Below are 24671 nucleotides of genomic sequence, written 5' to 3'. Positions count from 1 at the left end.
CGTCGCAAAATATTTTTTTGGAAAAGGAAAATTTCGGGTAAAGGTATAAAAACATAGTAAAGCGTTTCTTGTTATCGTTTACAATGAAATGAGGAACGATTTCATTTATAAGGAGAATACACATGCCAGAGAACTCATCGTTACGCAAGTTACACCAGGTCTTGAAAGAAAAACGAACGAACATGGAATACGACATTCCGGCCTTGTGGAACCGCCTGCAATTCCCTTCAGAGCCTGTCCGAGATGGCGTCGAACGGGTCAATCCTTACGATTTTTTAATCGAGACGATTGAAAAAGCGATTCTCCCGCATGCGGTCGACGGACGGGATTATCATCAATCGGTCGCCCAAGCGGATGGATATCTTCAAACGGGCGGCGATTGGATCAAGCGTGCCTCCGTCTATTCGATGCAAGTCCGGACCTCGACGTCATGGGATCATGACGGTTCAGGTTATGTCGAGATGGAAAACTCGGTCGGGATGAAGGACACGGGAACGTTCGTCAAAACGCTCGCGCTAATCCCGCACTTGCTTTATATGGGAATTGACACGTTGTTCCTATTGCCGATCTCGCAACATAGCCACAAAAATAAAAAAGGCGAATTTGGTTCTCCTTATGCCGTGCAAGACTTCTTTGGAATCGATGAAGAACTGAAAGAGACGTTGACGGGAGACGGCTTGACGGTCGAAGAAGAGTTCGCCGCGTTCGTCGAGGCATGCCATATGGTCGGAATTCGTGTCGTCATCGATGTCATCCCACGCACATGCGCCCGTGACAACCGTCTCATTCTAGAAAACCCGGAATGGTTTTATTGGATCCCGGTGACGGAACTTGACTACTATCACCCGCCGCACGTGCCCGGTATCGGAGAGAACGTAAAACCAGAGCACGCTTTCTTGCCAATGATTTACGGGTCGGAAGACGTCTGGGCGCATTTGCGTCGCTTCTCGATGGCGCCGAACCTCGTTGACGCGGACAAGTGGGAGACGGTGAAGACGTACTTGCTCGAGCACCCGGAAGAGAACTTGCTCGCGGTCATCGAGCGTGAGTTCGGTTTGACGACCGCTCCAGCTTTTTCGGATTGTATCAATGACCCGCAACCGCCATGGTCGGACGTCACATACTTCCGTCTGTTCCTCGATCATCCGACAGCGGCAGCGCCTTACGTCAGCGAGGCGAACTTGGCTCCGTACATTCTGTTCGATTCGATCAAGTCGAATCAATTCCGGGGCGATCAAATCAATGAGCCGCTATGGGCGATGCTCGCCGATATCATCCCGCACTACCAGCGCGAATTTGGAATCGATGGGGCCCGCATCGATATGGGTCACGCCTTGCCGGTCGATTTGGCACAACGGATCCTTCAACAGCCACGCGCACTCGACGCCAACTTCAGTTTCATCGCTGAAGAATTGATCGAAATCGGAGCGTGGGCAGCGAAAGAAGCGGGCTATAACATGATTATCGGCTACGGGTTCTATAAAGAACCTCGATTCGATACGCATGAGACACACCAGTTCATTTATGACTCACGTTTCTTACCGTTGCCGGTGTTCGCGGCCGGAGAGACAGCGGACACGCGCCGCGTGGCGACACGGGACGGGGGACGGCAAGCGAGTCGCTTGCTCACTGTGTTGAACGGCTTCGTGCCGAACGGGGTCCCGATGACGAACTCGGGGCTCGAACTGTATGAGACGCAACCGATGAACACCGGGCTCGACTGCCGCCCGGAAGAAGCGTACCAACTCTTCCCGACCGATCCGTACTTTGGTAAGCTCGCCTTCTTCGACGCGTATCAGTTCCATTGGGATCACCCGGAACGAGACGAGATGATCGAACTCATGCATCAAGTTGCCGAAGTGCGTCGTCGTTGGTTGGACGTCCTCGTCAACCCGAGTCATTTCGAACCGCTCGCGATGACGCACATGGATGCGCCGTTCATCGGCCTCGCTTGGCTGCGTCCGGATACGAACGAGACGCTCCTTGTCGTTGCCAACACGAGCATGCATCATCCGCTGCAGGGGAAAGTCCCGCTCGACGGGGTGCGCCGCCGTAACTGGAACGCAAGCCGTTTCGCCGAGATGGTCTACTCACCGACGTCATGGCCGTATGCCGAGCACTCGTTCGATGAGAATTGGGACCTGTGGGTCGATTTGAAGCCGGGCGAAGTCAAAATTTATGAGATGAAATAAGCAAATGCCCCGAATCGGTTTACCGGTTCGGGGCATTTTTTGTCACATCGTCTGCTTCATGTAGTAGATGACAAACTCATCGAGCGGCATCGGCTTCGCATAGCGATACCCTTGCATCGAATCACAGCCGATCTTTCGTAAGAAATTCTCTTGATATTCTGTCTCGACCCCTTCGGCGACGAGTGCCATCCCAAGTTGTCGGGCCATGGCGACGATCGTCGCGGTAACGGTTTGATACTCCCGGTTCTCTTCGAGTTGCATCGTGAACTCGCGCGGAATCTTTAACTCGTCAATCGGATAGCGGACGAGGTAGGCGAGTGAGCTGTAGCCGGTCCCGAAGTCATCGATCGACAGTTTGATGCCGAGCGCCTTGAGTTCGAGGATCCGTGTCAACACCCGGTCGGAATGGTGGGCGGCGACGGTCTCGGTCAATTCGAAGTTGAGTCGGCTCGGTTCGATTGGAAACCGCTCAAACAAAGTCGTCAAATACTCGATTAAATGTTCATCGAACAATTGACGGACGGAGAGGTTGACCGACAATTTCGGCAAATTGATTTCTCCTTGCTCGAAGGCGTACATCAATTGGAACGTCTCATGGATCATCCAGCGACCGAGATCATGGATGTGGCCCGTCTCCTCGGCGATCGGGATGAATTGGCTCGGCGGGATGAAGACCCCATCGCGTTGCCAGCGCATGAGCGCCTCGGCCCCGATGATGGCTTTCGTCGAGGCGTCGACTTGAGGCTGAAGGTAAAGCGAGATCTCGCCTTTTTCAAGGGCGGTGTCGAGCCCTTCCATCAACAGCTTGCGTTCTTCTTTATCCGCACGCAGCTCTGGCGCGAACAGGACGGTCTCATTACGTCCCTTGTCCTTTGCCTTGTACATCGCGAGGTCTGCGTTTGAGAGCAAGTGCTTGAGCGTCGATCCGTGGTCGGGATAGCGGACGATGCCAATCGACGCATGGATCTCGACGAGCGTTCCGCCCATAAAGTAAGGCGGGCGATAGACGAAGCGTCGCAACCGTTCGACTAACATCTCATCATCATCATGTTCGGCGACGACGATGAACTCGTCACCGCCGAGCCGTCCCGCGTACTCGTTCGGCAATAAGGCACCTCTTAGTCGTTTGCCGATGTGTTGCAGCAATTCATCGCCCATATGATGGCCGAACTGGTCGTTGATCTCTTTGAAGCCGTCCAGGTCGGAGAACATGAGCGAGAATCGTCGTCCTTCGGCGATGAGCCGTTCGATTTGTTCTTGCAACGCGTAACGGTTGTGTAGTCCCGTCAAACTGTCATGATTTGCTTGATAGTAGATTTGTTCTTGTTGCACGATCATTTGGGTGATGTCTTTGACGATGGCATAAATGCCTTCGACTTCCCCGTCGATAATCATCGGGATGTTCATCAGCTGCCAAACTCGCTTCGCCCCGTCCTCGGTGACGACATCGACGTCGAGCGTACGCGGGCGACCGTTCTTCAAATCATGCAATACGGTCGCATAGGCGGACCGGTCTTTTTGTTCGATGATATCTAATATGTTGGAACCGATGAGTGTCTCTGTGTCATGACCGAGCACCGAGCTGCCGGCCTCGTTTACGGACAACACTTCACCGTGAAGGTCGAACAAGAAAATCGGTTCGGCATGATAGGCGAACAGGGACCGATACTGTTGCTCCCGAATTTCAAGTTCATGTGCTTTCGTCGTCACTGCGACTTCGAGGTCGGTATTGACGGTATGTAAACGGTGACTGATCAATGCGTTTTGTTTGGCGACGACGAACTGACGGATGAGCAGCAACAAGACGGCGTTCGCCGTCATCGAGTCGAGCACAGATGTGCCGAGCAAACGATCCGAGGCGAGCATGAACAGCATGACGATTGCGCTATAGACGACGTAGTCGAACACGGAGTCATAGACGAGGGCATCTTCTCTCGATTCATCGAACACGTAGCTGATTGAAATGATAAAGATGCTACTCACTTGAAGCAGGTGCACCAACTCATGGCCGATGCCGTTGAAGATGAGCAATTGGTTCAAAATCGAGGCAGTCGTGAAGCCGAGAATGCCGATCAACAAGAGCACACGGAACGTTTGGCCGACCGAGGTGATGCGATTCAAGTACAGGAAGCCGAGCATCATGTAGAGACTAATCAACACCATCTGTTCTTCAAACCCGTTCAAATGAGCCGCATAACGTGCTCCGTCGTTCGAATAAACGAACAGATGCAACGCCCCAATCAACAGGAAGCTGAACAAGGCGAAAATGTCGAACGTTCGCAGTTTCAATGTCCGAATTTCAATCGATTGCGTGATGACAATCAGCGACATAATCAAATAAAAAAAGTTCTGAATGAACGGCATATGGTTGATTGTTGTCGATGCGCCAAAATGGTGTCCGACCAAATAAGCGATGAAGCAGACATTGCCGGCGCTAATCAGTAAATGGATGTAGCGTCGCATCCCGCGATTTTGAAACACGGCCGTCGCGCTAAAGACGGTCGCGATGAGAGTGACCGCCGTGAAATAGACGAACAAACTCGTCTCCCTCAAGGCGTAAGGGGTGAACAGAATCAATAAAAGTCCGAGAAAAAAGGTCCCGACGAGCAAAGCGGGGACTGTTTGGCGCAACGAGTGGTTGGTCAACTCATGCACCTCCTTCTGTATATGTCTAAGAGGCCCACCATTATTATCGGATTGTTCATGCGTTTGTTACACAAAAAATCGACAGCAAGTTGCTGTCGATTAAAGTGTATACGAATGCTCTTTGAAGTTACCGACGACCGAATCGATTTCGGAGACGGTGACGAACGCTTCTGAATCAATCTCTGAGACGATTTGACGCAGTTTTGGTATTTCGTTGTTTTGGATGACGACATACAACATCTTCTTCGAGTCGTTCGAGTAACCGCCGGTCGCGTCCATAATCGTGACGCCGCGTTTCAAGTTCTGCTTGATGACGAGGTTGATTTCATCGGCTTTCTTACAGATGATGAAACACTGCTTTTGCGCCGAGAAGAACCGGTGAATCGTCAACAACGTCCGCGACCGGACGAAACTGAGGACGAGCGCATACATGACCGCTTTAATGTCGAACGTGATGAACACGAGGATATAGACGATGATATCTTGTGTCAAAAAGATTTTCGGGAGTGATAAGTTCCGGTTGTTCGTATAAATGACTTTCCCGAGAATGTCGAGTCCTCCGGTCGAAGCGCCTGCGAATAACAGCAGGGCGAGCCCGAGGCCGGAAACGATCCCACTGAACACCGAGGCGACGAGCGGGTCATCGAGCGGGGTCGGCGGGATGAGCACGGGCAACGTATCGATCAAGATAGATGATAAGACGACGACGAGCCCGGTCATGAGAATGAACCGTTTCCCCAGATATTTAATCCCGACGATAAAGAGTGGGATATTCAACACGAGTTGCGTGAATCCGATCGGTGTGCCGAACAGCTCGTTGATGATCAAGGTGATCCCGACGATGCCCCCGGTCCCGATCTCGTTTGGTTTGAGCAATAAGCCGACAAAGATCGATTGTAGAATCGTTCCGGCGATGATGAACAAAGTCGTCTCGACGGCGATTCGTTTTCTTGATTTTGCGTACATAGATGATGGCTAGGCGCCATACGCCCCCTTTGAAATAAACTCACTCAAGCGTACTCCGATGGTGGAGGAATTTCAAGCGCCGAACGATTACAATTCGTTGTGGAAGCGGTCGATATCGCTTGCGAGCTGTTCATGCACGTAATCGATGACTTGAGCGTCATCGAATAAGCCGAGTGGGGCGTCGTCCGGAATCGCATCGAATGGGGATACGAAGTATAAGACGGCCGCAACGAGGGCATGTTGTTTGTCCGGCTGCATCTCGAACTGGTGATTATAGACGGCACGCAACATGTTGAGTAACTGTTTCATTTGGAAGTAGAGCGTCAGTTCTTCTTCTCGCTCGATATTGCTAATCTCGTTTGAAGCGACGTCGACCGTCACTTTAGCGAGAGCGAGTTCGCCTTGGACCAAAAGGTCACCTAATGTTTCATTGTCGGTATAGTCCTCGGTCGCGCTCGTTAAAAAGTGTGTGTACGTTGTTTTCCAATCTGACATGTATATTCCTCCTTCTGTCTTCATCTACTAATATGCCCGTTTTTGCGATTTGGTTGCAACTTTTCCGAAAATTTAAGAAAATAGAAATAAGTGAAAAAGGAGGAACTGTACATATGTCTACTGTAACCATGCCGACTGAGGCAGAATTTGCCCGCTACGCTGAGCTTGCCGTCAAAAAAGGCGTCAACATTCAGCCGGGCCAACAGCTCGAAGTCCGAGCTGATATTAGCCAAGCACCGCTCGTCCGTCAAATCGTGAAAGCAGCTTACGCAGCTGGCGCGAAACAAGTATATGTCAACTGGAGCGACGAAGAGACGACGAAAGTCCGTTACTTCAACGCCCCGGCGGATGCTTTCAAAGAATACCCGGAATGGCTCAAGGCCCGCTTTGAGCAATTGGCCGAAGAGAAGACGGCGTTCCTATCGATCGTCAGCGACGACCCGGACGCACTGAACGGCGTTGAGTCGTCACGCATCGCGGACTCGAACCGTGCTGCCGGCGTGGCGCTCGCGAAATGGCGCAAATATGTCATGAGCGACAATGTCAGCTGGTCAATCGTTGCTGGCGCTTCGGAAGCATGGGCGAAGAAAGTCTTCCCAGACCGTGAAGACGCCGTACCAGCCCTTTGGAAAGCGATTTTCGAAGCGACGCGCATGGACCAACCGGATGTCGTCGCAGCGTGGGATACGCATGACGCATCGCTCCGTGAACGCGCGACGTTACTCACGAACAAGAAGTACACGAAGCTCCATTACAAAGCACCGGGCACGGAATTGACGATCGGCTTGCCGAAGAAGCACGTCTTCCTTGGCGGCGGCGGTCCGAACATCGACGGTGTCGATTTCATCGCCAACATGCCGACCGAAGAAGTGTTCACGCTCGCCGATAAAGATTCGGTCGAAGGACACGTGTCGAGCACGAAACCGCTCAGCTATAGCGGCAACTTGATCGATGGATTCACGCTCTGGTTCGAAGGCGGGAAAGTCGTGAAGGCGGAAGCGAAACAAGGCCAACAGGCACTCGATGAGTTGTTGAACCTCGATGAAGGGGCGCGTCGTATCGGAGAAGTCGCGCTCGTGCCGGACGACTCACCAATCTCGAACTCGGGTCTCCTTTTCTATAACACGTTGTTCGACGAAAACGCATCGTGTCACTTGGCGCTCGGACGCGCGTACTCGACATGTCTCGAAGGCGGACCGCAAATGTCAGCCGAAGAGCTCGCCGAGAACGGTGCGAACGACTCGATGACACATGTCGACTTCATGATCGGCTCGGCCGAGATGAACATCGACGGCGAACTCGAAGACGGTTCACGCGAAGCCATCATGCGTGACGGCAACTGGGTCATTTAATCAAGCAAGAGACGAATCCCTTTGTGGAATTCGTCTCTTTTTTATGTCAATTCATAGAGGAAGGCGAGGGCGTTCGGTAGCCGACGCCGCCACGCGATTTCATTGTGGACGGCACCGGGCTCGACTTCATAGCGGAAGGCGATCCCTGTTCGCGCGACCGTCTCGACGAGTTTCGCGTTCGTATAGAGGTAATCCTCGGGCGTGATCGGTCCGCTCGTCTCGTTCGTCCCGATGTCCATATAGAGACGCGCCGTCACATCGGCCTGCTTCACATCCCGAATGAGGGAGTCGAGATTGGCCCAAGCGGCTGTCGAGAGCGAGCCGACGCGCCGGATGGACGGATAGGCCGTCATCATATGGAGCGAGATGACCCCGCCCATCGAGCTGCCCATCACGCCGACGTCGTCCGGGTCGGTCGCGTAGCGTTCATCAATCCACGGCTTCAACTCTTGCATGAGCCAGTCGGCGTAAGCACGCCCTTTACCCCCGAGCGTAGGCCGTGTCTTGGCGAGTTCCGGTCCAATCCGCCGGTATAGCATCTCATCCTCATAAAACGAATACTCATCGTAGCGGTCGAGCCAGTCCGGGGCACTCGCGATGGCGACGACCATGAGCGGCAATTGCAAGTCCTCGATGTGGCGGTCGATTGACCAACCTTCGCCGATCGTGGCGGTCTTGCCGTCGAACACGTTTTGACCGTCGTGCATATAGAGGACCGGGATCCGCTCGTCAGCCGACACGAAGTCGGGACGATAGACACGGACGATTCGTTTCCGTCCGCGTGTCGTCTCGGTCGGTAACGTAAAGCTGAATTGCTCAAGCATATAAAGCGCTCCTTTCCCATCAACTGTCTCCATTTTGCCGGGTGGAACCGGGGAATGCAATCCGCGCACTTGACTACCTACCGTTCGTTAGGTAAGGTGGTGAGAGAGAAAGGGGACGATCTGTGATGAATACGAAACAACGAATCGAACTGGCGGCGCGGCGCCGGTTTGCGCTTGAAGGATATGAAGGCTTGTCGCTCGCCTCTCTCGCTGAGGATGTCGGCATCAAAAAGGCGTCGCTATACGCCCATATCGAAGGGAAAGAACAACTGTTCAAGCAAGTCGTCGAGGACATGGGGAACCGTTATGCACACATCTGGCAGGAGGCACGGGACGCTTCCGTTGACGCTGCGCCGCTCGAGCGGATCGAGGCGATCGTCGAGGCGTTGATTCGCTTCTTTGAAGAAGAGGAGACATGGATGCTGACGAAGCGGATGTTGCTCGTCCCACCGCCCGAGTTGCGATCATTCATCGAGACGACGCTCGGTTCGGTCGAGACGGAACTGCAAGCGTTCGAGAAAGAACAGTTTCGATTGGCGATGGAGCAAGGGGCCTTACCCGAACAGTCACTCGAGAACGTGTATGACGCGTACTATTGTTTTCTAGACGGGGCGCTTCTTTCGCTCTTCACGCTTGAGACGAATCGCGTCAAACGGCAACGGGCCGCATTCACGATTTTCAAGAAGGGAGTCGGTTGGACATGAAACAAGATCAACTAGCCTGGGTTTGGCTCGTGCTCGCCGGTCTGCTCGAAATTGTTTGGGCGACGACGATGAAGCTGTCGAACGGGTTCACGGTGCTCGGTCCGAGCGTGATGACGATTCTATTATTGATTGTGAGTTTTGGATTGTTGGCGATGTCGTTCCGCACCTTACCGGCCGGGACGGGGTACGCCGTCTTTACCGGCATCGGAGCCGTCGGAACGGTCATCGTCGGGGCGCTCTTGTTCGACGAGGCGCTCACCGGGATGAAGCTCGTCTTTATCATCACACTTCTGATCGGTGTGGTCGGACTGAAACAAGTGACGGGAGGTGAGTCGGCATGAGTTGGGTATTTTTGATTGGTGCGGGTCTTGCTGAGATGATGGCCGTCTTTTGGATGGGTAAATCAAAAGGCTATCAGATTGTTAAATGGTCGATCTTGTCGGTTGGAACGTTTGCCTTAAGCTTTTATTTGTTGTCGCGTTCGCTCGAGACGCTCCCGCTCGGATTGGCGTATTCGATTTGGGTCGGGATTGGGGCGGCCGGCGGGGTCGTGCTCGGCATGCTGTACTTGAACGAATCCCGGGACCGGTGGCGTATCTTCTTCTTATTGCTTATTATCGGAAGCGTCATCGGATTGAAAGTTGTCGCGTGATCAGGATTAGCTTCGAATAAAAACGGGAATTGAATAGTTCAGACTGTGAACGAAAGGGGCGGGGACGATGAGTCATATCAAACTGCAATCCGAGCGTCTACGACTCGAACCTTACACGATTGCTGATTTTTATTTCGTGAAATCGCTACTCCAAGATCCGCGCGTGATGCGTTTTATTAGCCCGGACGGAAAGCCATATACGGATGAACAGACGATCGAGTGGTTCGAGCGCCAGTTGGCCCGCTATCAGACGGGTCGTCAAACCGGGTTGCTCAAATTGATGTCGCATGAAAATGACGAGCCGATTGGTCATGCCGGCACGTTGCTCCATGAACTCGACGGCACGATTGAACTTGAAGTCGGATATTGGTTGGCGCCGAAGCATTGGCATATGGGCTACGGACGCGAGGCAGCGGCTCGTCTCATGCGTCATGCGTTCGAAGAAGGTGAGAAAGAGATCATTTCCTTGATTCATCCGGATAACGTCCCATCGCAACGAGTCGCGAAAGCGAACGGACTGCATTGGGACCGTGACACTGAATATCAAGGCATGCTCGTCTCAGTATATGCCGGTGATTTAGAGCGGTTATGCCGCCATATGAAACGGGAAGAAATAACGCGTTGAAAAAAAGTAAAAAAGTTTTAAAAAACAGTTGCCAAGGCATTAGTTTCTTGATATATTAATAGTGTCCTTAAGAGAGGACACGACCTGATTCTGTAGCTCAGCTGGGAGAGCGCTACCTTGACAGGGTAGAGGTCGCTGGTTCGAGCCCAGTCAGAATCACTTGGGTGCCAAACCCGATGCGAAACCCATAGGAACGTGGGTTTCCGCGACGCCACTTCTTGCGAGAAGTGGCTTTTTTTTTGTTTTTCTTTCAATTGACAGTCTACATAAACAGTTGGTATATTCCTCTCATTACATACAGAAACGGGGAATATTACAATGGTCTTAACCGGAACAATCGTCAACGCGACGTTGATCGTGATTGGCACATTACTTGGACTTTTATTTCACCGCATCCCCGAACGAATGAAAGAGACGGTCACCGCAGCCATCGGTCTCGCCGTCGTCTTGCTGGGGATTCAAATGGGGATGAAGAGTGAGAACTTTTTAATCGTCATCGGCAGTCTCGTCATCGGGGCGGCGCTCGGTGAATGGTGGAAGCTTGATGAGAAGTTGAACGAGGTCGGCTATCAATTGGAACGCCGACTCGGCGGTAAGAGCAAGTCGAGTATCGCCGAAGGCTTCATCACGGCGACGCTCATCTTCGTCATCGGGGCGATGGCCGTCATCGGCGCACTCGACAGTGGATTGCGCGGGGACCATGATGTCCTCTATACAAAAGGATTGATTGACGGCTTCACGGCACTCGTCCTTAGCTCGACGCTAGGGATTGGGGTCATGTTCTCGGCCGTCCCGGTTCTCTTATACCAAGGAGCAATCGCCTTGCTCGCCATCCAAATCATGAAGTTTATCCCGGAATCGCTCATGGATGACTTTATTTTAGAAATGACAGCGACCGGCGGCGTCATGATCGTCGCGATCGGTTTAAATTTGGTCGGCATCACTCGGATTCGCGTCGCGAATCTATTGCCGGGGATTTTGATGGTCGCGGTCATCGTCTCGATTTTACATATCGTCCAATAAAAAATCCGAGAGACGCGATGCGTTTCTCGGATTTTTTCAATTCTTCGGTTGTTCGACTTCTTCTCTCGCACTTTCGCGAAGGGCAGAAGCCATGACGTCTGCTAAATCGCGCGAGCGAAGCACACCGACACCCCGATCGGTCGGACCGTCCGGCGCGGCCACATCTGCGATCAAGTCGTTCGTCGGCCGTGTCTCATGGAGGAGAAGCTCAGCTGATCCTTTCATCGCTTGGGCGACGATTTGACGGGCCGTCGTTTCGTCAAATCCTGCTTCCGTCAAGACCGGTGTCATCGACCCGACAATCTCGTAAAAGAAAGCGGGGCTGCAACCGGCGGCGGCCATAAAGGCCGACATCGTCTTCGCATCAGTCACAGCTGTACGACCAACACGCTCAAACAAAGCCGTCGCCTTTTCACGGACCGTATCATCGGTCTCGGGTCCGAACCAGAGCCCGGTCATCCCGTTTTGATAAGCCACTGGCGTATTCGGCATCGCGCAGACGGCAGGGAGACCTGACGCCTCTTCAATTTCGCTCGGTTCGATATGAGCCGCTACGGAAACGAGGAGCGGTGTGGTCCACGTCTTCGAGCTTACATATGGAAGCACTCCGTCCGGTTGCATCGCAAGGACGACGATGTCATACGCGTTGACATCCTCTTCGTCGACGATTTGCACGCCCAGCTCAGTGTGAAGTTCTGTAAGACGTGTCCGGTCACTCCGGTTCGTCATCGTGATTTGTTCAGGAGACAGGCCTGAGGCTAACCATCCGCGGACGAGTGACTCGCTCATCGATCCTGCTCCTACCATTAAAATATTCATAATCGTCACCTCTTCATATAGATTCGGTCGTGTACATGTTGCCTATCATAACAAATGATACGTCAAATAGCGCCTCTCGTGCTCAAATTGTAAAACAAAGGAAAAACGTGACACCGTCTTGTCACTGGATTGTCGCAGACGTCACGGATGACAAGTCGAACCGGTCGAGCTATCATGGCAGTAATCAATCAGGAGGCGATGAAACGTGAAACGAGTGTTAGTCCGGGGGATTCAAGGGTATCAACGCTTCATTTCTCCGTGGAAACCACCGACGTGTCGGTTTTATCCGAGTTGTTCGCATTATGGGATCGAGGCGATCGAGAAACATGGTGCACTCAAAGGTGGTTATTTGACGACGCGCCGGCTCATGCGTTGCCAACCGTTCCATTCGGGCGGGCTCGACTACGTGCCGGACGAGTTCGATTGGAAGGCGCCGTTACAACGTGAAAAACCCCCATCTCAGCGAGACGTCTAATCGACGGCTCGCTGTTTTAGATACAGCCCCTCTTTCTCTGACTTGTTTTATCACAATACTTTTGACAATCTTCTAAGTATTCTGAAAAAATAGAGATGTACTCATTACATACGGGGAAAGGGGAATACAACATGGGTCAATCGTTCAGTGAACTCATCGGTACGATCTCAAACTTTGTGTGGGGACCACCGTTATTGATTTTGCTTGTGGGGACAGGCATTTATTTGACGGTACGTCTCGGGGGAATTCAAATCACGAAGTTGCCTTACGCACTGAAGCTCGCATTCTCTAAAAATCAGGACAAGTCATCGAAAGGGGACATCAGTCACTTCCAAGCACTCATGACCGCGCTCGCGGCTACGGTCGGTACGGGGAATATCGTTGGGGTCGCGACGGCCGTCGTGCTCGGTGGGCCAGGCGCGATCGTCTGGATGTGGGTATCCGGTTTCTTCGGAATGGCGACCAAATACGCGGAAGCCGTGCTCGCGGTCAAATATCGGGTCACTGATGAGCGGGGACAAATGGCTGGGGGACCAATGTATTACTTGGAGCGCGGCTTGAAACAGCGCTGGCTCGCTGTCGCCTTCGCGGGGTTCGCTTCCCTCGCGGCGTTCGGGATTGGAAACGGGGTACAGACGAATTCGGTGGCGATGGCGCTCAAGACGACGTTTGACGTGCCGTTGTATGTCTCCGGTATCTTGATTATGATTTTCACAGGTGCGGTCATCTTGGGCGGTGTCAAATCAATCGGTCGCGTCGTCAGTTACTTCGTACCGGTCATGATCGTCTTTTATCTCGGCAGTGGATTATTGATTATGATTATGAACTATACGCTCATTCCAGATGCGATTTCACTCATCTTCAGCAGCACGTTAAGCGCCGAGGCAATTGGTGGAGGAGCGATCGGGGCGGCGATTCGTTACGGGGTGGCCCGCGGCGTCTTCTCGAACGAGGCCGGTCTTGGATCGGCCCCAATCGCGGCGGCGGCGGCCAAGACGGATATGCCAGGGCGTCAGGCACTCGTCTCGATGACGCAAGTGTTCCTCGATACGCTCATCGTCTGTTCGGTCACAGGGATTACGCTCGTCATGGGCGGACAAATCGGGTCGGGGCTCGAAGGGGTCGCGTTGACGACGGCGACGTTTGAGCAATTTTTAGGGCCGGCTGGCGGATATATCGTGACAATCGGCCTCGTCATGTTCGCCTATTCGACGGTGCTCGGATGGTCGTATTATGGAGAACGTTCGATTCACTACTTGTTCGGCCAGAAATCGATTATTCCGTATCGCATCGCCTTCGTCCTCGTGGCCGGACTCGGCGCGATGACGACGAACCTTAACTTGGTCTGGGCCCTTTCCGATGTGTTTAACGGTTTGATGGCCATCCCGAACTTGATTGGTCTGCTGTTCTTGTCGGGTGTTGTGATCGCCGAGACGAAACGGTTCAATCAGCAACTCGAGCTCGAAAATCGAAATCGAAAAGCATCTTAACGAAACACGCCACCGTCTTCAAGGAGACGGTGGCGTGTTTCGTTTGCGGACCTCTTCGAGTCGCGCTTGCTGGAGGTGGTCAAAGACTTTGGTGATGAAGCCGACCATGATGCCGACACCAGTAATGACGTAGCCGATCGTGAACACTTTACCGAGATCGGTCGTCGGGACGAAATCCCCATAGCCGATCGTCGGGAGCGTGACGACGCTGAAATACAAGGCGTCAAGCCAACGCATGTCCTCGAACCGTGAATAAAATAGTGTCCCCGAGATGATGGTCAGAAGGGCGAGACTGAACAACACTTGAAACTCAGCGTCTTTCAGACCGCGCCAGATTCCGCGAAACATGCGACGAAATGTCAAAATAAATGAGAGCATTCGCCCGCCTCCTTTCTTTATAGGTTTGTTCGCTAATAACAGGGGAACATCCTCTATAGAAAAGTTGGAAAGGATGATACATCATGACACGACCGATTCCGAAAGAACAAGGGCTCGACCATAGCTTGGCGTTCCTCCGGGAGGGCTACTTGTATGTCCCGAACCGCAGAAAAAGCTTTCAGTCAAACCTATTCGAAACGCGTTTGCTTGGGGAGCGAGCAATCTGTCTCGGTGGTTCCGAGGCAGCCGCTTTATTTTATGACGCGGACAAATTCGTTCGGCAAGACGCGGCACCGAAGCGGTTGCTGAAGACGTTGTTCGGGGAGGACGGGGTGCAGACGCTGGACGGTGCGGCGCATGCACATCGAAAAAAGATGTTCATGTCGCTCATGTTCCCAGGAAATATCGAGCGCCTGACGAGACTTGTCAGCCGTGAATGGGAACGAGCGCTCGATGCGGCCGAAGACGAAACAATGCTCTATGGTATGGCTCAAGAAGTCCTCATGCGGGCCGTTTGTGAATGGGCCGGGGTCCCGCTCGACGAGCATGAAGTGAAACAGCGGACGGATGAGATGCGGTTGTTGTTCGAATCGGGGACGGCCCTTGGACCAAAGCACATACGTGGACGGGCGGCCCGGTCGTCGGCCGAGTCTTGGGTTCGGAAGATGGTCGAGGAAGTGCGGACGAACCGGTTGCTTCCGAACGAACAGACAGCGCTGTATGAATTTTCATGGCATCGTGATGAGGCAGGGGAACTGCTTCCGGCCGATGTCGTGGCGGTCGAGGTGATCAATATTATACGACCGACCGTGGCGGTGTCGATTTACGTCTTGTTCACTGTGCTCGCGTTGCATCAGTTTCCTGAGGCTCGTGCCCGGTTGGCCTACGGCGAGACGGATTCGACATGGTTCGTCCAAGAAGTCCGGCGCTTTTATCCGTTCTTCCCGGTGACGGCCGCGCGCGTCAAGCAGGACTTCGAATGGGATGGGTTTGTGTTCGAGCAAGGGACGCTCGTCTTGCTCGACTTGTATGGGACGAACCACGACCCCTCGCTTTGGACGGAACCCGAACAGTTCAATCCAGACCGGTTCAAAGGTTGGACCGAGAGCCCGTTCACGTTCATCCCTCAAGGTGGCGGGGATGTGGATTTTGGGCATCGCTGCGCCGGGGAACATGTGACGATCGCCATCATGCGTGAAACGATCGACGTGTTCTTGAACCGCTATCGCTATGAGGTACCGTCTCAAGACCTTAGTTATAGTTTTGTGGACTTACCGAGTTTGCCGAAAAGCGGGCTCGTATTGAAACAGGTTGAACGCAAATGAGTCGCCGAGAGGCGACTCATTTTGTGTGCAAGGCTAACCGTTTCGTGATCGGTTGGATTGTGATGTTCGTGTCGACCATACGGTTATCCCGTTTCGGTTCGTCGGTTCGTTCGATTTGCCATGATGTGTCATGCAACTCTTTCAAGCCGAGTGCGATGTCATAGAGGGAATGGCTCGGGTTGCCGTTCAATTGATACAGTCCCGGCCCACGTTTCGTCAAAATCTCGAACAAGGCGTCCGCCGTATCTTCTAAAAACGAGCAGGACGGGTACCAGTGTGCGCTCGCGACGATTATACCGTTTCGCTTCAGCTCGGTCTCGAAATAATCCATCATATTGTTCGAACCGGGACCGTCCCCGATTTGCCAACCGAGGCGGACGATTTGGGCACCGGGATTAGTCCGGGCGATGGTTTCTTCACACGCCCGTTTATAGGCACCATATTCATCTGTTGCATCGGGCGGTGTGTCCGGGGTGATTGGTCCCGTCACATCGTCGGAGAAGACGGAGACGGTGCTCGTGAAGAGGAAGGGGATTTTGTATTCCCCGCATAGACGTGCGAGCGTATCGGCCCATTCGACGGCGCCCATGCCAATATGAAGAAAATAAGTCGGGCGGACCGATTCGATAAAGGCTCGCATCTCAGCCTCGTCAGATGTGGACACTTTCGTGCGGTCCCACGCGACCGGCTCGATGCCGTGCCGCTTTAATGTACGGGCGACGACAGGGGCGACCGTCCCGTTCATGCCTGTCAAAATTGCTTTCATTACTTATTCCTCCCTTCTGTTTGTATCATCCCACACTTCACTGTCCGACAAACCCTTTGAAAGAAGCTTTGTGCTAGACTGATGGGTGGAGGCGATAAAGATGAATATTCGAAAAGCGACACCGGATGATAGCACGCAAATCGCACCGCTCGTTTACGCGGCGATTCACGAAATTGCGTATTCGTTGACCGGTACGTCAGACCAACAACAAGTACTCGAACGACTCTCGATGTGGATTGGTCAGCCCGGAAACCGCTTGAGCTACGAAAACGTTTGGGTGGCGGAAAACGAGACAGTGATGGCGGGCATTCTGATTGCCTACCACGGGGAACGGGCATCGCAGTTGGATGAACCGATCAAGACGTGGCTCCGGACCCAAGGGCAACCGGACACGTTAGACGTCGAAACCTCAGGGGATGTGCTCTATATCGATTCGGTCGCTGTCGACTCGTCGTTCGGCGGCCGTGGGATTGGGACGAAACTGATTCAACAAGCGATCGACCATGCCCGTGAGATAGGCATCCCACAAGTCACGCTCAACGTTGACCAGACGAATCCGGCAGCCGGGCGGTTATATGAGCGGCTCGGTTTCAAAAAAGTGAAAGAAATCGATATCTCCGGAGGACGGTTTGATTATATGGCGCTCGCGCTTTGAATGAACCGTCAATCGGTCAATTATCAGTCTTAAAACCGATGCAAAATGATTGCGACTCGGCTATACTAAATGCTTGAAATGAATCAGTAGCGAAAAAGGAGATCATGTATGGAATGGAAAAATATCCTGCGCGGCATCGCGATGGGGACGAGTGACTTGATTCCCGGTGTCAGTGGTGGGACGATTGCAGTTATTTTAGGAATTTATGACCGGTTGATTGAAGCGATCAGTGGGATTTTCAGTCGACATTGGAAACAGCATATCTTGTTCTTGATTCCGCTCGGGATCGGGATGGCGGGTGCGATTTTAGGTCTTAGCCGCGTAATCGAATTTTTGCTGCTTGAATATTACGAGCCGACCCAGTTCTTTTTCATCGGGTTGATTCTCGGGATAATCCCGTTGCTCCTGTTTGAATTTCGATCGCGTGCGGTCATGCGTCCGGTACATATCGTCGCCATGGCGATCGGGGCCATTCTTGTGGCGAGCATGGCTATCATTAAACCGGCGGATACGGCCATCATTACAGAACTTTCCACAAGCACGGCGATCCTGTTGTTCTTCTCAGGATGGCTCGGAAGTATGGCCATGTTGTTACCAGGGATCAGCGGCTCGTTCGTCTTGCTTCTCATCGGGGTCTATCCAACCGTCATCAGTGCGTTATCGAACTTGAATATTCTCATCATCGGTATCGTCGGTCTTGGGGTGGCGGTCGGTTTCATCGTCAGCAGTAAAGTAATCCGCTATTTGCTCGGCCATTTTCCAGGCATGACGTTTTCTGTCATTTTAGGCCTCGTCATCGGCTCGCTCGCGGTCGTATTCCCGGGTCTCCCGGACACGACGCTCATGTGGGTGCTCAGTATCCTCTCATTTGGAGCAGGCTTTATGATCGTCCGTCTGCTCGGACGCTTCTCTGTATAAAAAAACATGCACGACCGTCATCGATTGACGGCGTGCATGTTTTTGGTTTATTCAGCGATTGTTGCTCAATAGATGAACGGGATCAATCGTTTACGCGATTTGGCCCACGTTCGATACGCGCTCCCGAAATGAGAGGTCAGCATCTTCTCTTCGATATGAATTCGCCATAACAGCGCTAAACCAATCGAGAATGCGCCGAATAAGGCGATGCCCCAATGCGTGAAGTAAAGTGAAAACCCGAGTGTGATAAACAAGAGCCCTGTGTAGAGCGGGTGACGTAAATAGCGATACGGCCCCGAACTGACGAGTTCATCCTCGGGACGGACGACGACGTGACGGGTGAACTGATGGCGCAACTGCCCGATGCCCCAATAGCGGAGCGACACTCCGGCTACGTAGCAACCGAGTCCGAGCAGACGTTGGGGAAGCGGTTGACGTACATCTGTCCAGACGGATAATCCGATGGAAACCGCGAACACGATGACCATGATCAATGAAACGATGTAAAAACTGGCGTGCTCACTGGCGCCGTCGGTCGGCTCGGACCGATTTCGGTAACGCCAAATTTCATATAGCCAAGCGACTGAGATGAGAATGAAGAACCCGTCTAACCAATCCATAGCGTGCCTCCTTTCTCAGTATCTTCCACTCAATACCCGCGTCTTCCTCCCCAAAAACGCACGCTGAATGAAAAAACGTCTCGCAATGTGCGGGACGTTAAGTAGTGCTCAGCCGATTAATACGCGTTGGTAAGCAGTGCTGCGGCGACCTGTTTGTCGTGTTTCACTTCGTTTGTCTCTTCTTTGATCAAGTGATACGTGAGACACATCGGCTTCTCGGTCCGCGGGTCGCGACCGATGATGGCATCGATGTGGAATACTTGTCTGAGGACGAGCGGACAGATGACTTCTTCGGCCGTTCCTGTCGCGAGTACTTCGCCGTCTTTCATCGCGACGATGTGATCGGCAAAGCGAGCGGCCTGATTCAAGTCGTGGAGGACCATGACGATGGTTCGTCCTTGGTCTCGATTGAGCGTCTCGAGCAGTTCGAGTACTTCGAGCTGATGGGCCAAGTCGAGATACGTCGTCGGTTCGTCCAAGAAAATCAAATCGGTCTCTTGGGCGAGCGCCATCGCAATCCATACACGCTGACGTTGTCCGCCTGAGAGGGCATCGACGCTGCGGTCTTTATAGGCGAGCGTCCCGGTCACGTCAAGCGCCCAATCAATCACTTCATGATCATGTTTCGAAAGGCGGCCAAATCCGGATTGATAAGGGAACCGGCCGTAGGAGACGAGTTCTCCAACCGTCAATCCGCCGGCACCTTCTGGCGTTTGCGGCAGGATCGCCATTTTTCGGGCGATCTCTTTCGTGTTACATTTGGCGATGTCGGCTCCGTCCAAATGGACTGAACCGTTAGACGGAGAAAGAATCCGGGTCATCGCCTTCAAGAGCGTCGATTTTCCACAGCCGTTCGGTCCGATGATCGTCGTGATTTTATGGTCGGGAATCGACAAGCTCAATTGTTTTACAATCGTCTTGTCGCCATATCCGACCTCGATATCTGTCGTATGTATCCGTGACATGATGGATTCCCCTTTCCGTAGATGACGCCCGTGATAATGATTCTCAATATCGAATCTACTATAGCAAGTGCCACACATCGTGTCAATGTTTGTTTGATGTCAAAATAGATTGTCGACAGGCGTGTTTCAAGGTATAGTGAATGAGAATGAGAATCAATGGCGCTGGAGTTTCAAGGAAGGGTGAGGGCGATGAGCGAACAAGATGTATATGATGTAACGATTATTGGAGGCGGACCAGCCGGACTATATGCGACGTTTTATAGTGGGCTTCGTGGGATGAAGACGAAATTGATTGAGTTTCAACCACATCTCGGCGGCAAAATCCATGTCTATCCAGAGAAGATGATTTGGGACGTCGGCGGGGTCACACCGACGACCGGTGCTCGCCTTATCGAACAATTGGTGGAACAAGGCTTGACGTTTGATCCGACCGTCGTGCTCGGAGAGAAAGTCGAATCGATGACGAAGGACAACCAAGGCCATTTCGTACTCGATACGACACATGGACAGCATGTTTCCAAGACGGTCATCGTCGCGACAGGAAGCGGCATCCTACAACCACAGAAAATCGACATCAGCGGGGCAGAGCGCTTCGAGGTCTCGAATTTACACTATACGGTCAAATCGCTCATGGCGTTCAAAGGAAAGACAGTGTTGATCTCAGGGGGCGGCAACAGTGCCATCGACTGGGCCAATGAGCTCGAACCGATTGCTGAGCGCGTCATTTTAACGTACCGGAAAGAAGCGCTCAAGGGACATGAGTCACAAGTCGATAAGTTGCTTTGTGGCCGTGTCGACTGTCGGTTGCATACGCAAATCGAAGACCTCATCTCTCGGGATGGGACGACGATTCATGCGGTTTCGCTCGTCGATTGCGGGACGGGGGAACGTGATCTCGTAGAAGTCGACGAAGTCGTCATCAACCATGGGTACGAGCAGGATACGGCGCTGCTCGGTGATTGCGAGTTACAAGTCGAGATGGTGGATGGTTTTTACGTGAAAGGCAATGCGAGCAGCGAGTCGTCGGTGCCAGGTTTATATGCAGCGGGCGATATCTTAACGCATGAAGGGAAAGTCCACCTCATCGCGGGCGCTTTCCAAGATGCGGCCAATGCCGTCAACCGTGCAAAGACGTTCATCGATCCGGACGCCACGAAAGCGGCGATGGTGTCCTCGCACAACGAACGGTTGAAGACAAAAAACCGTGATATCATCGAGCAGGCATTACAAAAGCAGTGAGGGGCTCCCTCACTGCTTGTTTGTTGTCGGATAGTCGCACAGTTCGACGATGACGCCGCCCGAATGACGTGGGTCCATATAGATGAGACGTCGGCCTTTTGCCGTCGTCCGCAACGTGTCCTCTAAAAAGGAAATGCCGTCTCGTTTGAGCGACTCGATCGATTGGGTTAAGTCATCAACCCGGTAGGCGATATGGTGGACGCCTTTGCCTCGTGCTTTCATGAAGCGGGCGATTGGACTCGTCGGGCTCGTCGGCAACAACAGTTCAATCACATCGTCACCGACGTGGATGACGGCGATTTCCGTCTCGACGCCGACCGCTGTGTTTGTGTAGCGATCGACGAGCTTCCCTTGTAGGACGGTCGTGTAAAATGAAATCGCTTCGTCTAAATCACGGACAGCGATTCCGGTATGGTCAATGTGCATCTTGATCCCTCCTCACACTCTAGTTTGACGAAACTTGAACAAAATGTCACTTCACAACGTTTTGTCGGAATCCGATATACTGAAAGAGGGAGGGACGGCGAAATGAACGGAAAGATCACTCTTGGATTGATCAGCGCGTTCGCGCTGGTGTCATTTGTGTTTGGACTCTCACTTGCGACGTTTGTCGATTATCGGATCAATGAAGAACAAGTCGTCCTGGAACGATTGACGACACATAAAAAAATTGGTCCTGCTGAAATCTTGTCGACGGAAGTGGACTTTCATTTGAACGGTTCCAATTATGCCCTGCGTTTTACAGACGAGCCACATATCACCTATTGGTTCAGCGTGGCGGACCGCGAGATCCAATTCGATCGAATCGAATCGTTGGATCGGCGCGATACAGGACTTAGAACCGATCTTTTTGAACAGATGCCACCGCTCGCGATGGAATCGACAAACGCTGCCGAATGAAAACACGAAACGAACGAGTCCGATGAAGGACCCAGAACGTTTCGTGTTTTTTTACTGTTTACTGTACAGAAGGATAAGGGACCAATTCTTTTAAAAATGTATGAGTGCTGACAGATGTTTGGGTGGCTTTTTGTTTTAGTAGGGCGTCTCGCAAGCTTGGTTGGAGCGATGTCACGGTGACCTTGACGTCTTGAATCTTTTTCAACTTTATGAAAGATGATTGTTGGAGGAACGAGAGACCTTCTCGGGTCGTGAATGAGTCGCACGTCATGTGGAGCTCATGAATATGCAAGCGCGAGAACTCGATTCGGCTATACATCGTGCCCACGACAGCACCGTTCCGTCTCAATGAATGGAACGCACCTTGATTTCGATGACATTCGTCGATGGTTCTAGCCGAAACCGGTAAGGCGCCTGGCAAAAGACGGGCGTACTGATTGCGGGTCGATGACCATGACGCATACGTTTCGGGATGCTCAAGGCAGAGTTGCCATTGCACGTATGTCTCTTTTTGGAACGGTAGTACAGGTAAATCATAAACGGTCGACTCAAGATGAGGTGTGAACCCGATGGCGGTGAACGAATCGAGTCGTTGAAGTGCCTTTGCGTTTTGGACATTTAAAGAGACCATCGTTTTTTGTCCGATATGCGGATGGAATTGATACAAGACGCGATCGATCAACCCACGCAATGCCGCGAAATTTGTATAGGCTGCATCAGTCATGCGAATCTGTTGGGTGGTGGGGAGGTCACGATAATCCACGGTGATGGCGGCCATGAGCTCATTTCCTAGCCAACCGGTATACAACGAGCACTGTGGTGGAAAGCTGAACAGATTCGGGACGTGCTGAGGGGGATAAAGATTGTGGAGCAATGGTCGAAGATGGGGTGGAAGTTCACGACTTTCTTTGATTGTAAAGGTCTGCTTCATCCGAGCGGTCCTACTTTCTATATAAAATGAGATACCCTTAAATTGTAAGCGTTACCACATTTAAATGCTCGTATTAAATTGATGAACATTTATTGGGAAATCAAGAGCGTATTTGTTTCAAAAAACACCCAAAAATTTTTCCGATTTGACGTGGAAATGGCGCAAGGACGAGACTCTATCTGGCTAAGACATACATAAAGAGGTTTGATGGCGGAGGATGAAACAGGGTGTGATATTTGTTAAAACGTAGAACAATCCAATTCAGGTTAAATGAAAAAGACATGCTATACTGATGGGTAAGAAACGAGTCAAGGAGACGACTATGCGATACGTAATAAGTTTTTGGTTATTAGCAGTAGTGTTGATGGGTATACCGCATACGACGCAGGCGGAAACGAATCCGATCGTTGTCCATGAGAACGTCATCGTTGACGAAGCGGTAGAACTATATGAAGGGTTTCGCTCCCCGAACGAGATGGTGTTCATTTTTGTATTGATTGTATTATTATCCGTGATTGGGCTAGGGATTATCAATGCGATTGAATAACGTGAAAACGTTCACAAAAATGCAATATCTGAATCGGAAGCGGTTTCAAATCTAATTTATACTAAACGTGTAGGAAGGAAGTTCTGCACCAACTTCCCCTCCTTTTCAGATGAACACCCCTCGTTCATATCATGTTTTGGAGTCAACCGACGCTGTCGATTGACTCCCTTTTTTGTATGATTAAAATTGGATTCGTTTTTCTTTGGCGAGTCGTCGCAGTCGTTTCGTTTCATTCGCGTGGCCACGACTTTCGAGCATATTCACATATACTTTGAACGGTTCTGAACGATGGGAGAAGAAAGGGATATATTCGGCGAACAACTTTTGTTCGGCTTCTGATAAATGGCCGCGCTCCACGAGTAATTCCAGCTCAAGCATCTTTAAGGCTTGATAATCGGCAAGGGCGTTCTCGTCTGTGTGGGCTTTGGCTAATGTGCGGTCGCACAACGTGGTCAAACGTTCACGGAGCAAATTCCATTCGGACGAATTATAAGATTGATCGAGGAGTGTCGAGAGCAGGTCGACCCGAGTCGAGTCAACATCTTTTGGGACATGGAGTGCGGTGTATAAGGAACGATCGATCCAAACGGCGGTCGTGGGGGCATCAAGTTGATAATACTGAATCAGTTGGGATAACATCGTGGTTTGAGACAATTTTAACAACCGGAAAGGATCGCTCGTTGTGAAGAGCGGTTCTTCTCCCGCTGAAGACGACAGCAACAAAAACATTTCTTCGTACATCGTCCGGGCCTCGGGCTCGTCATCCGCGTAATAGACTAAATCGCGAATGATTTTTTTCGCATGAATGTACCAATTTTTTTGGTCACGTTCACTCATCACTTGGTTCGGTACTACATATAAGTGATCATAAGCCAATTCGACAAAACGTTCAGCGAGGACGATGGTTTGTGAGAGCGAATGACGTTCGTCTGACGATTTTTGTTCTTTATATCGTGTGAACTGGCTGACCATAAAGTCGATGTCTTTCTCTTCAATCACGGTTTTAGGGATGTTTCGATACATCTCGACAATCACATCGCGAAGCGTGGCTTCGCCGTACTGTTCTAGCAACATCCGTAACTTCCCGATACGCATTAGCTCTCCCTCCTTTCAAGAGGACGTCGAACAAAGTAACTGTCCGCAGATGGGCAGACACCAATTATT

At 51.9% G+C, this 24671-nt stretch carries 27 protein-coding genes and 1 tRNA gene; 16 read left to right on the top strand and 12 right to left on the bottom strand.

Annotated features, from left to right (window positions below):
• Positions 1–122: 122 nt before the first annotated feature.
• Positions 123–2192: an alpha-amylase family protein gene (locus KNP64_RS10490; RefSeq protein WP_233005449.1), complete on the top strand. Its 2070-nt coding sequence runs from the start codon at positions 123–125 to the stop codon at positions 2190–2192.
• 42 nt (positions 2193–2234) lie between these two features.
• Here KNP64_RS10490 and KNP64_RS10485 read toward each other — a convergent pair whose 3' ends face one another.
• The 3 genes from KNP64_RS10485 to KNP64_RS10475 all read right to left on the bottom strand — a co-directional run bounded on the left by KNP64_RS10485 (position 2235) and on the right by KNP64_RS10475 (position 6299).
• Positions 2235–4838 (bottom strand): putative bifunctional diguanylate cyclase/phosphodiesterase, encoded by a 2604-nt coding sequence (locus KNP64_RS10485; RefSeq protein ID WP_251126402.1) that lies wholly within the window; start codon positions 4836–4838, stop codon positions 2235–2237.
• A gap of 99 nt (positions 4839–4937) precedes the next feature.
• Positions 4938–5804 carry a YitT family protein gene (locus tag KNP64_RS10480; RefSeq protein ID WP_214793127.1) on the bottom strand — a complete coding sequence of 289 codons (867 nt, stop codon included), beginning with the start codon at positions 5802–5804 and terminating at the stop codon, positions 4938–4940.
• An 87-nt stretch (positions 5805–5891) separates the two neighbouring features.
• Positions 5892–6299 carry a YkvA family protein gene (locus KNP64_RS10475; RefSeq protein WP_034781220.1) on the bottom strand — a complete coding sequence of 136 codons (408 nt, stop codon included), beginning with the start codon at positions 6297–6299 and terminating at the stop codon, positions 5892–5894.
• 113 nt (positions 6300–6412) lie between these two features.
• Here KNP64_RS10475 and KNP64_RS10470 point away from each other — a divergent pair, with 113 nt between their 5' ends.
• A complete protein-coding gene (locus tag KNP64_RS10470) occupies positions 6413–7651 on the top strand; it encodes an aminopeptidase (protein ID WP_200860057.1) in 1239 nt (412 codons plus the stop codon).
• A gap of 41 nt (positions 7652–7692) precedes the next feature.
• Here the strand turns inward: KNP64_RS10470 and KNP64_RS10465 are convergent, their stop codons facing one another.
• Positions 7693–8475: an alpha/beta hydrolase gene (locus KNP64_RS10465; protein WP_214793130.1), complete on the bottom strand. Its 783-nt coding sequence runs from the start codon at positions 8473–8475 to the stop codon at positions 7693–7695.
• 125 nt (positions 8476–8600) lie between these two features.
• On the opposite strand from KNP64_RS10465, the gene KNP64_RS10460 reads away from it, so the two are divergent.
• The 6 genes from KNP64_RS10460 to KNP64_RS10435 all read left to right on the top strand — a co-directional run bounded on the left by KNP64_RS10460 (position 8601) and on the right by KNP64_RS10435 (position 11479).
• Complete coding sequence (locus KNP64_RS10460; protein ID WP_214793133.1) at positions 8601–9179, top strand: TetR/AcrR family transcriptional regulator; 579 nt, start codon at positions 8601–8603, stop codon at positions 9177–9179.
• The gene (locus KNP64_RS10455; RefSeq protein WP_167491846.1) at positions 9176–9520 is read left to right on the top strand and encodes a DMT family transporter; all 345 of its coding nucleotides are present in this window, start codon (positions 9176–9178) and stop codon (positions 9518–9520) included. Before KNP64_RS10460 ends, KNP64_RS10455 begins: the two co-directional genes overlap by 4 nt.
• A complete protein-coding gene (locus KNP64_RS10450) occupies positions 9517–9831 on the top strand; it encodes a DMT family transporter (protein ID WP_021065258.1) in 315 nt (104 codons plus the stop codon). The genes KNP64_RS10455 and KNP64_RS10450 overlap by 4 nt, the downstream gene beginning before the upstream one ends.
• Positions 9832–9898: 67 nt before the next feature.
• Positions 9899–10456, top strand: a complete 558-nt coding sequence (locus tag KNP64_RS10445) for a GNAT family N-acetyltransferase (protein ID WP_214793136.1) — start codon at positions 9899–9901, stop codon at positions 10454–10456.
• Between the two features lie 86 nt (positions 10457–10542).
• A tRNA-Val gene (locus KNP64_RS10440) sits at positions 10543–10615 on the top strand.
• Positions 10616–10774: 159 nt separating this feature from the next.
• Positions 10775–11479 (top strand): DUF554 domain-containing protein, encoded by a 705-nt coding sequence (locus KNP64_RS10435; RefSeq protein ID WP_214793139.1) that lies wholly within the window; start codon positions 10775–10777, stop codon positions 11477–11479.
• Positions 11480–11515: 36 nt separating this feature from the next.
• On the opposite strand, the gene KNP64_RS10430 is transcribed toward KNP64_RS10435, so the two are convergent.
• The gene (locus tag KNP64_RS10430) at positions 11516–12298 is read right to left on the bottom strand and encodes a pyrroline-5-carboxylate reductase family protein (RefSeq protein ID WP_138859976.1); all 783 of its coding nucleotides are present in this window, start codon (positions 12296–12298) and stop codon (positions 11516–11518) included.
• A gap of 205 nt (positions 12299–12503) precedes the next feature.
• Here KNP64_RS10430 and yidD point away from each other — a divergent pair, with 205 nt between their 5' ends.
• Together yidD and KNP64_RS10420 are read left to right on the top strand one after the other, a co-directional pair.
• On the top strand, positions 12504–12773 hold the full coding sequence (gene yidD, locus KNP64_RS10425) for a membrane protein insertion efficiency factor YidD (RefSeq protein WP_138859975.1): 270 nt from the start codon (positions 12504–12506) through the stop codon (positions 12771–12773).
• 131 nt (positions 12774–12904) lie between these two features.
• On the top strand, positions 12905–14263 hold the full coding sequence (locus KNP64_RS10420; RefSeq protein WP_138859974.1) for an alanine/glycine:cation symporter family protein: 1359 nt from the start codon (positions 12905–12907) through the stop codon (positions 14261–14263).
• Between the two features lie 18 nt (positions 14264–14281).
• Here KNP64_RS10420 and KNP64_RS10415 read toward each other — a convergent pair whose 3' ends face one another.
• Positions 14282–14641 carry a potassium channel family protein gene (locus KNP64_RS10415; RefSeq protein ID WP_214793142.1) on the bottom strand — a complete coding sequence of 120 codons (360 nt, stop codon included), beginning with the start codon at positions 14639–14641 and terminating at the stop codon, positions 14282–14284.
• An 83-nt stretch (positions 14642–14724) separates the two neighbouring features.
• Here KNP64_RS10415 and cypC point away from each other — a divergent pair, with 83 nt between their 5' ends.
• Positions 14725–15966 (top strand): CYP152 family fatty-acid peroxygenase CypC, encoded by a 1242-nt coding sequence (gene cypC / locus KNP64_RS10410; protein ID WP_214793145.1) that lies wholly within the window; start codon positions 14725–14727, stop codon positions 15964–15966.
• 16 nt (positions 15967–15982) lie between these two features.
• Here cypC and KNP64_RS10405 read toward each other — a convergent pair whose 3' ends face one another.
• On the bottom strand, positions 15983–16732 hold the full coding sequence (locus KNP64_RS10405) for a sugar nucleotide-binding protein (RefSeq protein WP_214793148.1): 750 nt from the start codon (positions 16730–16732) through the stop codon (positions 15983–15985).
• Between the two features lie 100 nt (positions 16733–16832).
• Between KNP64_RS10405 and KNP64_RS10400 the strand changes: the two genes are divergently transcribed.
• Positions 16833–17387 (top strand): GNAT family N-acetyltransferase, encoded by a 555-nt coding sequence (locus KNP64_RS10400; RefSeq protein WP_138859970.1) that lies wholly within the window; start codon positions 16833–16835, stop codon positions 17385–17387.
• Between the two features lie 108 nt (positions 17388–17495).
• Positions 17496–18305 (top strand): DUF368 domain-containing protein, encoded by an 810-nt coding sequence (locus KNP64_RS10395; protein ID WP_214793151.1) that lies wholly within the window; start codon positions 17496–17498, stop codon positions 18303–18305.
• A 65-nt stretch (positions 18306–18370) separates the two neighbouring features.
• Here KNP64_RS10395 and KNP64_RS10390 read toward each other — a convergent pair whose 3' ends face one another.
• Complete coding sequence (locus KNP64_RS10390) at positions 18371–18925, bottom strand: methyltransferase family protein (RefSeq protein WP_214793154.1); 555 nt, start codon at positions 18923–18925, stop codon at positions 18371–18373.
• Positions 18926–19041: 116 nt separating this feature from the next.
• Positions 19042–19890 carry an ABC transporter ATP-binding protein gene (locus tag KNP64_RS10385; protein ID WP_138859968.1) on the bottom strand — a complete coding sequence of 283 codons (849 nt, stop codon included), beginning with the start codon at positions 19888–19890 and terminating at the stop codon, positions 19042–19044.
• Positions 19891–20079: 189 nt separating this feature from the next.
• Between KNP64_RS10385 and KNP64_RS10380 the strand changes: the two genes are divergently transcribed.
• Positions 20080–21129 (top strand): NAD(P)/FAD-dependent oxidoreductase, encoded by a 1050-nt coding sequence (locus tag KNP64_RS10380; protein WP_034781187.1) that lies wholly within the window; start codon positions 20080–20082, stop codon positions 21127–21129.
• Positions 21130–21138: 9 nt separating this feature from the next.
• Here the strand turns inward: KNP64_RS10380 and KNP64_RS10375 are convergent, their stop codons facing one another.
• A complete protein-coding gene (locus KNP64_RS10375; protein ID WP_138859966.1) occupies positions 21139–21555 on the bottom strand; it encodes a VOC family protein in 417 nt (138 codons plus the stop codon).
• Positions 21556–21657: 102 nt separating this feature from the next.
• Here KNP64_RS10375 and KNP64_RS10370 point away from each other — a divergent pair, with 102 nt between their 5' ends.
• Complete coding sequence (locus tag KNP64_RS10370) at positions 21658–22029, top strand: hypothetical protein (protein WP_034781184.1); 372 nt, start codon at positions 21658–21660, stop codon at positions 22027–22029.
• Positions 22030–22087: 58 nt separating this feature from the next.
• Here the strand turns inward: KNP64_RS10370 and KNP64_RS10365 are convergent, their stop codons facing one another.
• Positions 22088–22807, bottom strand: coding sequence for a hypothetical protein (locus KNP64_RS10365; protein ID WP_214793157.1), 720 nt, complete (start codon positions 22805–22807; stop codon positions 22088–22090).
• Positions 22808–23282: 475 nt separating this feature from the next.
• Between KNP64_RS10365 and KNP64_RS10360 the strand changes: the two genes are divergently transcribed.
• Positions 23283–23507 carry a hypothetical protein gene (locus KNP64_RS10360; RefSeq protein ID WP_214764239.1) on the top strand — a complete coding sequence of 75 codons (225 nt, stop codon included), beginning with the start codon at positions 23283–23285 and terminating at the stop codon, positions 23505–23507.
• 180 nt (positions 23508–23687) lie between these two features.
• Here KNP64_RS10360 and KNP64_RS10355 read toward each other — a convergent pair whose 3' ends face one another.
• A complete protein-coding gene (locus KNP64_RS10355; protein WP_214793160.1) occupies positions 23688–24602 on the bottom strand; it encodes a hypothetical protein in 915 nt (304 codons plus the stop codon).
• Positions 24603–24671 lie beyond the last annotated feature (69 nt).

The organism is Exiguobacterium sp. s64 (genome assembly GCF_018618035.1).
Taxonomy (GTDB): Bacteria; Bacillota; Bacilli; order Exiguobacteriales; family Exiguobacteriaceae; genus Exiguobacterium; species Exiguobacterium mexicanum_A.
This window is presented reverse-complemented; position numbering and strand designations above follow the sequence as displayed.

What these genes read in the sequence shown, in the direction of transcription:
- KNP64_RS10490 (WP_233005449.1), top strand. Translation starts at nt 123, where the DNA reads ATGCCAGAGAACTCATCGTTACGCAAGTTACACCAGGTCTTGAAAGAA.
- KNP64_RS10480 (WP_214793127.1), bottom strand. Translation starts at nt 5,804, where the DNA reads ATGTACGCAAAATCAAGAAAACGAATCGCCGTCGAGACGACTTTGTTC.
- KNP64_RS10475 (WP_034781220.1), bottom strand. Translation starts at nt 6,299, where the DNA reads ATGTCAGATTGGAAAACAACGTACACACACTTTTTAACGAGCGCGACC.
- KNP64_RS10470 (WP_200860057.1), top strand. Translation starts at nt 6,413, where the DNA reads ATGTCTACTGTAACCATGCCGACTGAGGCAGAATTTGCCCGCTACGCT.
- KNP64_RS10465 (WP_214793130.1), bottom strand. Translation starts at nt 8,475, where the DNA reads ATGCTTGAGCAATTCAGCTTTACGTTACCGACCGAGACGACACGCGGA.
- KNP64_RS10460 (WP_214793133.1), top strand. Translation starts at nt 8,601, where the DNA reads ATGAATACGAAACAACGAATCGAACTGGCGGCGCGGCGCCGGTTTGCG.
- KNP64_RS10455 (WP_167491846.1), top strand. Translation starts at nt 9,176, where the DNA reads ATGAAACAAGATCAACTAGCCTGGGTTTGGCTCGTGCTCGCCGGTCTG.
- KNP64_RS10450 (WP_021065258.1), top strand. Translation starts at nt 9,517, where the DNA reads ATGAGTTGGGTATTTTTGATTGGTGCGGGTCTTGCTGAGATGATGGCC.
- KNP64_RS10445 (WP_214793136.1), top strand. Translation starts at nt 9,899, where the DNA reads ATGAGTCATATCAAACTGCAATCCGAGCGTCTACGACTCGAACCTTAC.
- KNP64_RS10435 (WP_214793139.1), top strand. Translation starts at nt 10,775, where the DNA reads ATGGTCTTAACCGGAACAATCGTCAACGCGACGTTGATCGTGATTGGC.
- KNP64_RS10430 (WP_138859976.1), bottom strand. Translation starts at nt 12,298, where the DNA reads ATGAATATTTTAATGGTAGGAGCAGGATCGATGAGCGAGTCACTCGTC.
- KNP64_RS10420 (WP_138859974.1), top strand. Translation starts at nt 12,905, where the DNA reads ATGGGTCAATCGTTCAGTGAACTCATCGGTACGATCTCAAACTTTGTG.
- KNP64_RS10415 (WP_214793142.1), bottom strand. Translation starts at nt 14,641, where the DNA reads ATGCTCTCATTTATTTTGACATTTCGTCGCATGTTTCGCGGAATCTGG.
- cypC (WP_214793145.1), top strand. Translation starts at nt 14,725, where the DNA reads ATGACACGACCGATTCCGAAAGAACAAGGGCTCGACCATAGCTTGGCG.
- KNP64_RS10405 (WP_214793148.1), bottom strand. Translation starts at nt 16,732, where the DNA reads ATGAAAGCAATTTTGACAGGCATGAACGGGACGGTCGCCCCTGTCGTC.
- KNP64_RS10400 (WP_138859970.1), top strand. Translation starts at nt 16,833, where the DNA reads ATGAATATTCGAAAAGCGACACCGGATGATAGCACGCAAATCGCACCG.
- KNP64_RS10395 (WP_214793151.1), top strand. Translation starts at nt 17,496, where the DNA reads ATGGAATGGAAAAATATCCTGCGCGGCATCGCGATGGGGACGAGTGAC.
- KNP64_RS10390 (WP_214793154.1), bottom strand. Translation starts at nt 18,925, where the DNA reads ATGGATTGGTTAGACGGGTTCTTCATTCTCATCTCAGTCGCTTGGCTA.
- KNP64_RS10385 (WP_138859968.1), bottom strand. Translation starts at nt 19,890, where the DNA reads ATGTCACGGATACATACGACAGATATCGAGGTCGGATATGGCGACAAG.
- KNP64_RS10380 (WP_034781187.1), top strand. Translation starts at nt 20,080, where the DNA reads ATGAGCGAACAAGATGTATATGATGTAACGATTATTGGAGGCGGACCA.
- KNP64_RS10375 (WP_138859966.1), bottom strand. Translation starts at nt 21,555, where the DNA reads ATGCACATTGACCATACCGGAATCGCTGTCCGTGATTTAGACGAAGCG.
- KNP64_RS10370 (WP_034781184.1), top strand. Translation starts at nt 21,658, where the DNA reads ATGAACGGAAAGATCACTCTTGGATTGATCAGCGCGTTCGCGCTGGTG.
- KNP64_RS10365 (WP_214793157.1), bottom strand. Translation starts at nt 22,807, where the DNA reads ATGGCCGCCATCACCGTGGATTATCGTGACCTCCCCACCACCCAACAG.
- KNP64_RS10360 (WP_214764239.1), top strand. Translation starts at nt 23,283, where the DNA reads ATGCGATACGTAATAAGTTTTTGGTTATTAGCAGTAGTGTTGATGGGT.
- KNP64_RS10355 (WP_214793160.1), bottom strand. Translation starts at nt 24,602, where the DNA reads ATGCGTATCGGGAAGTTACGGATGTTGCTAGAACAGTACGGCGAAGCC.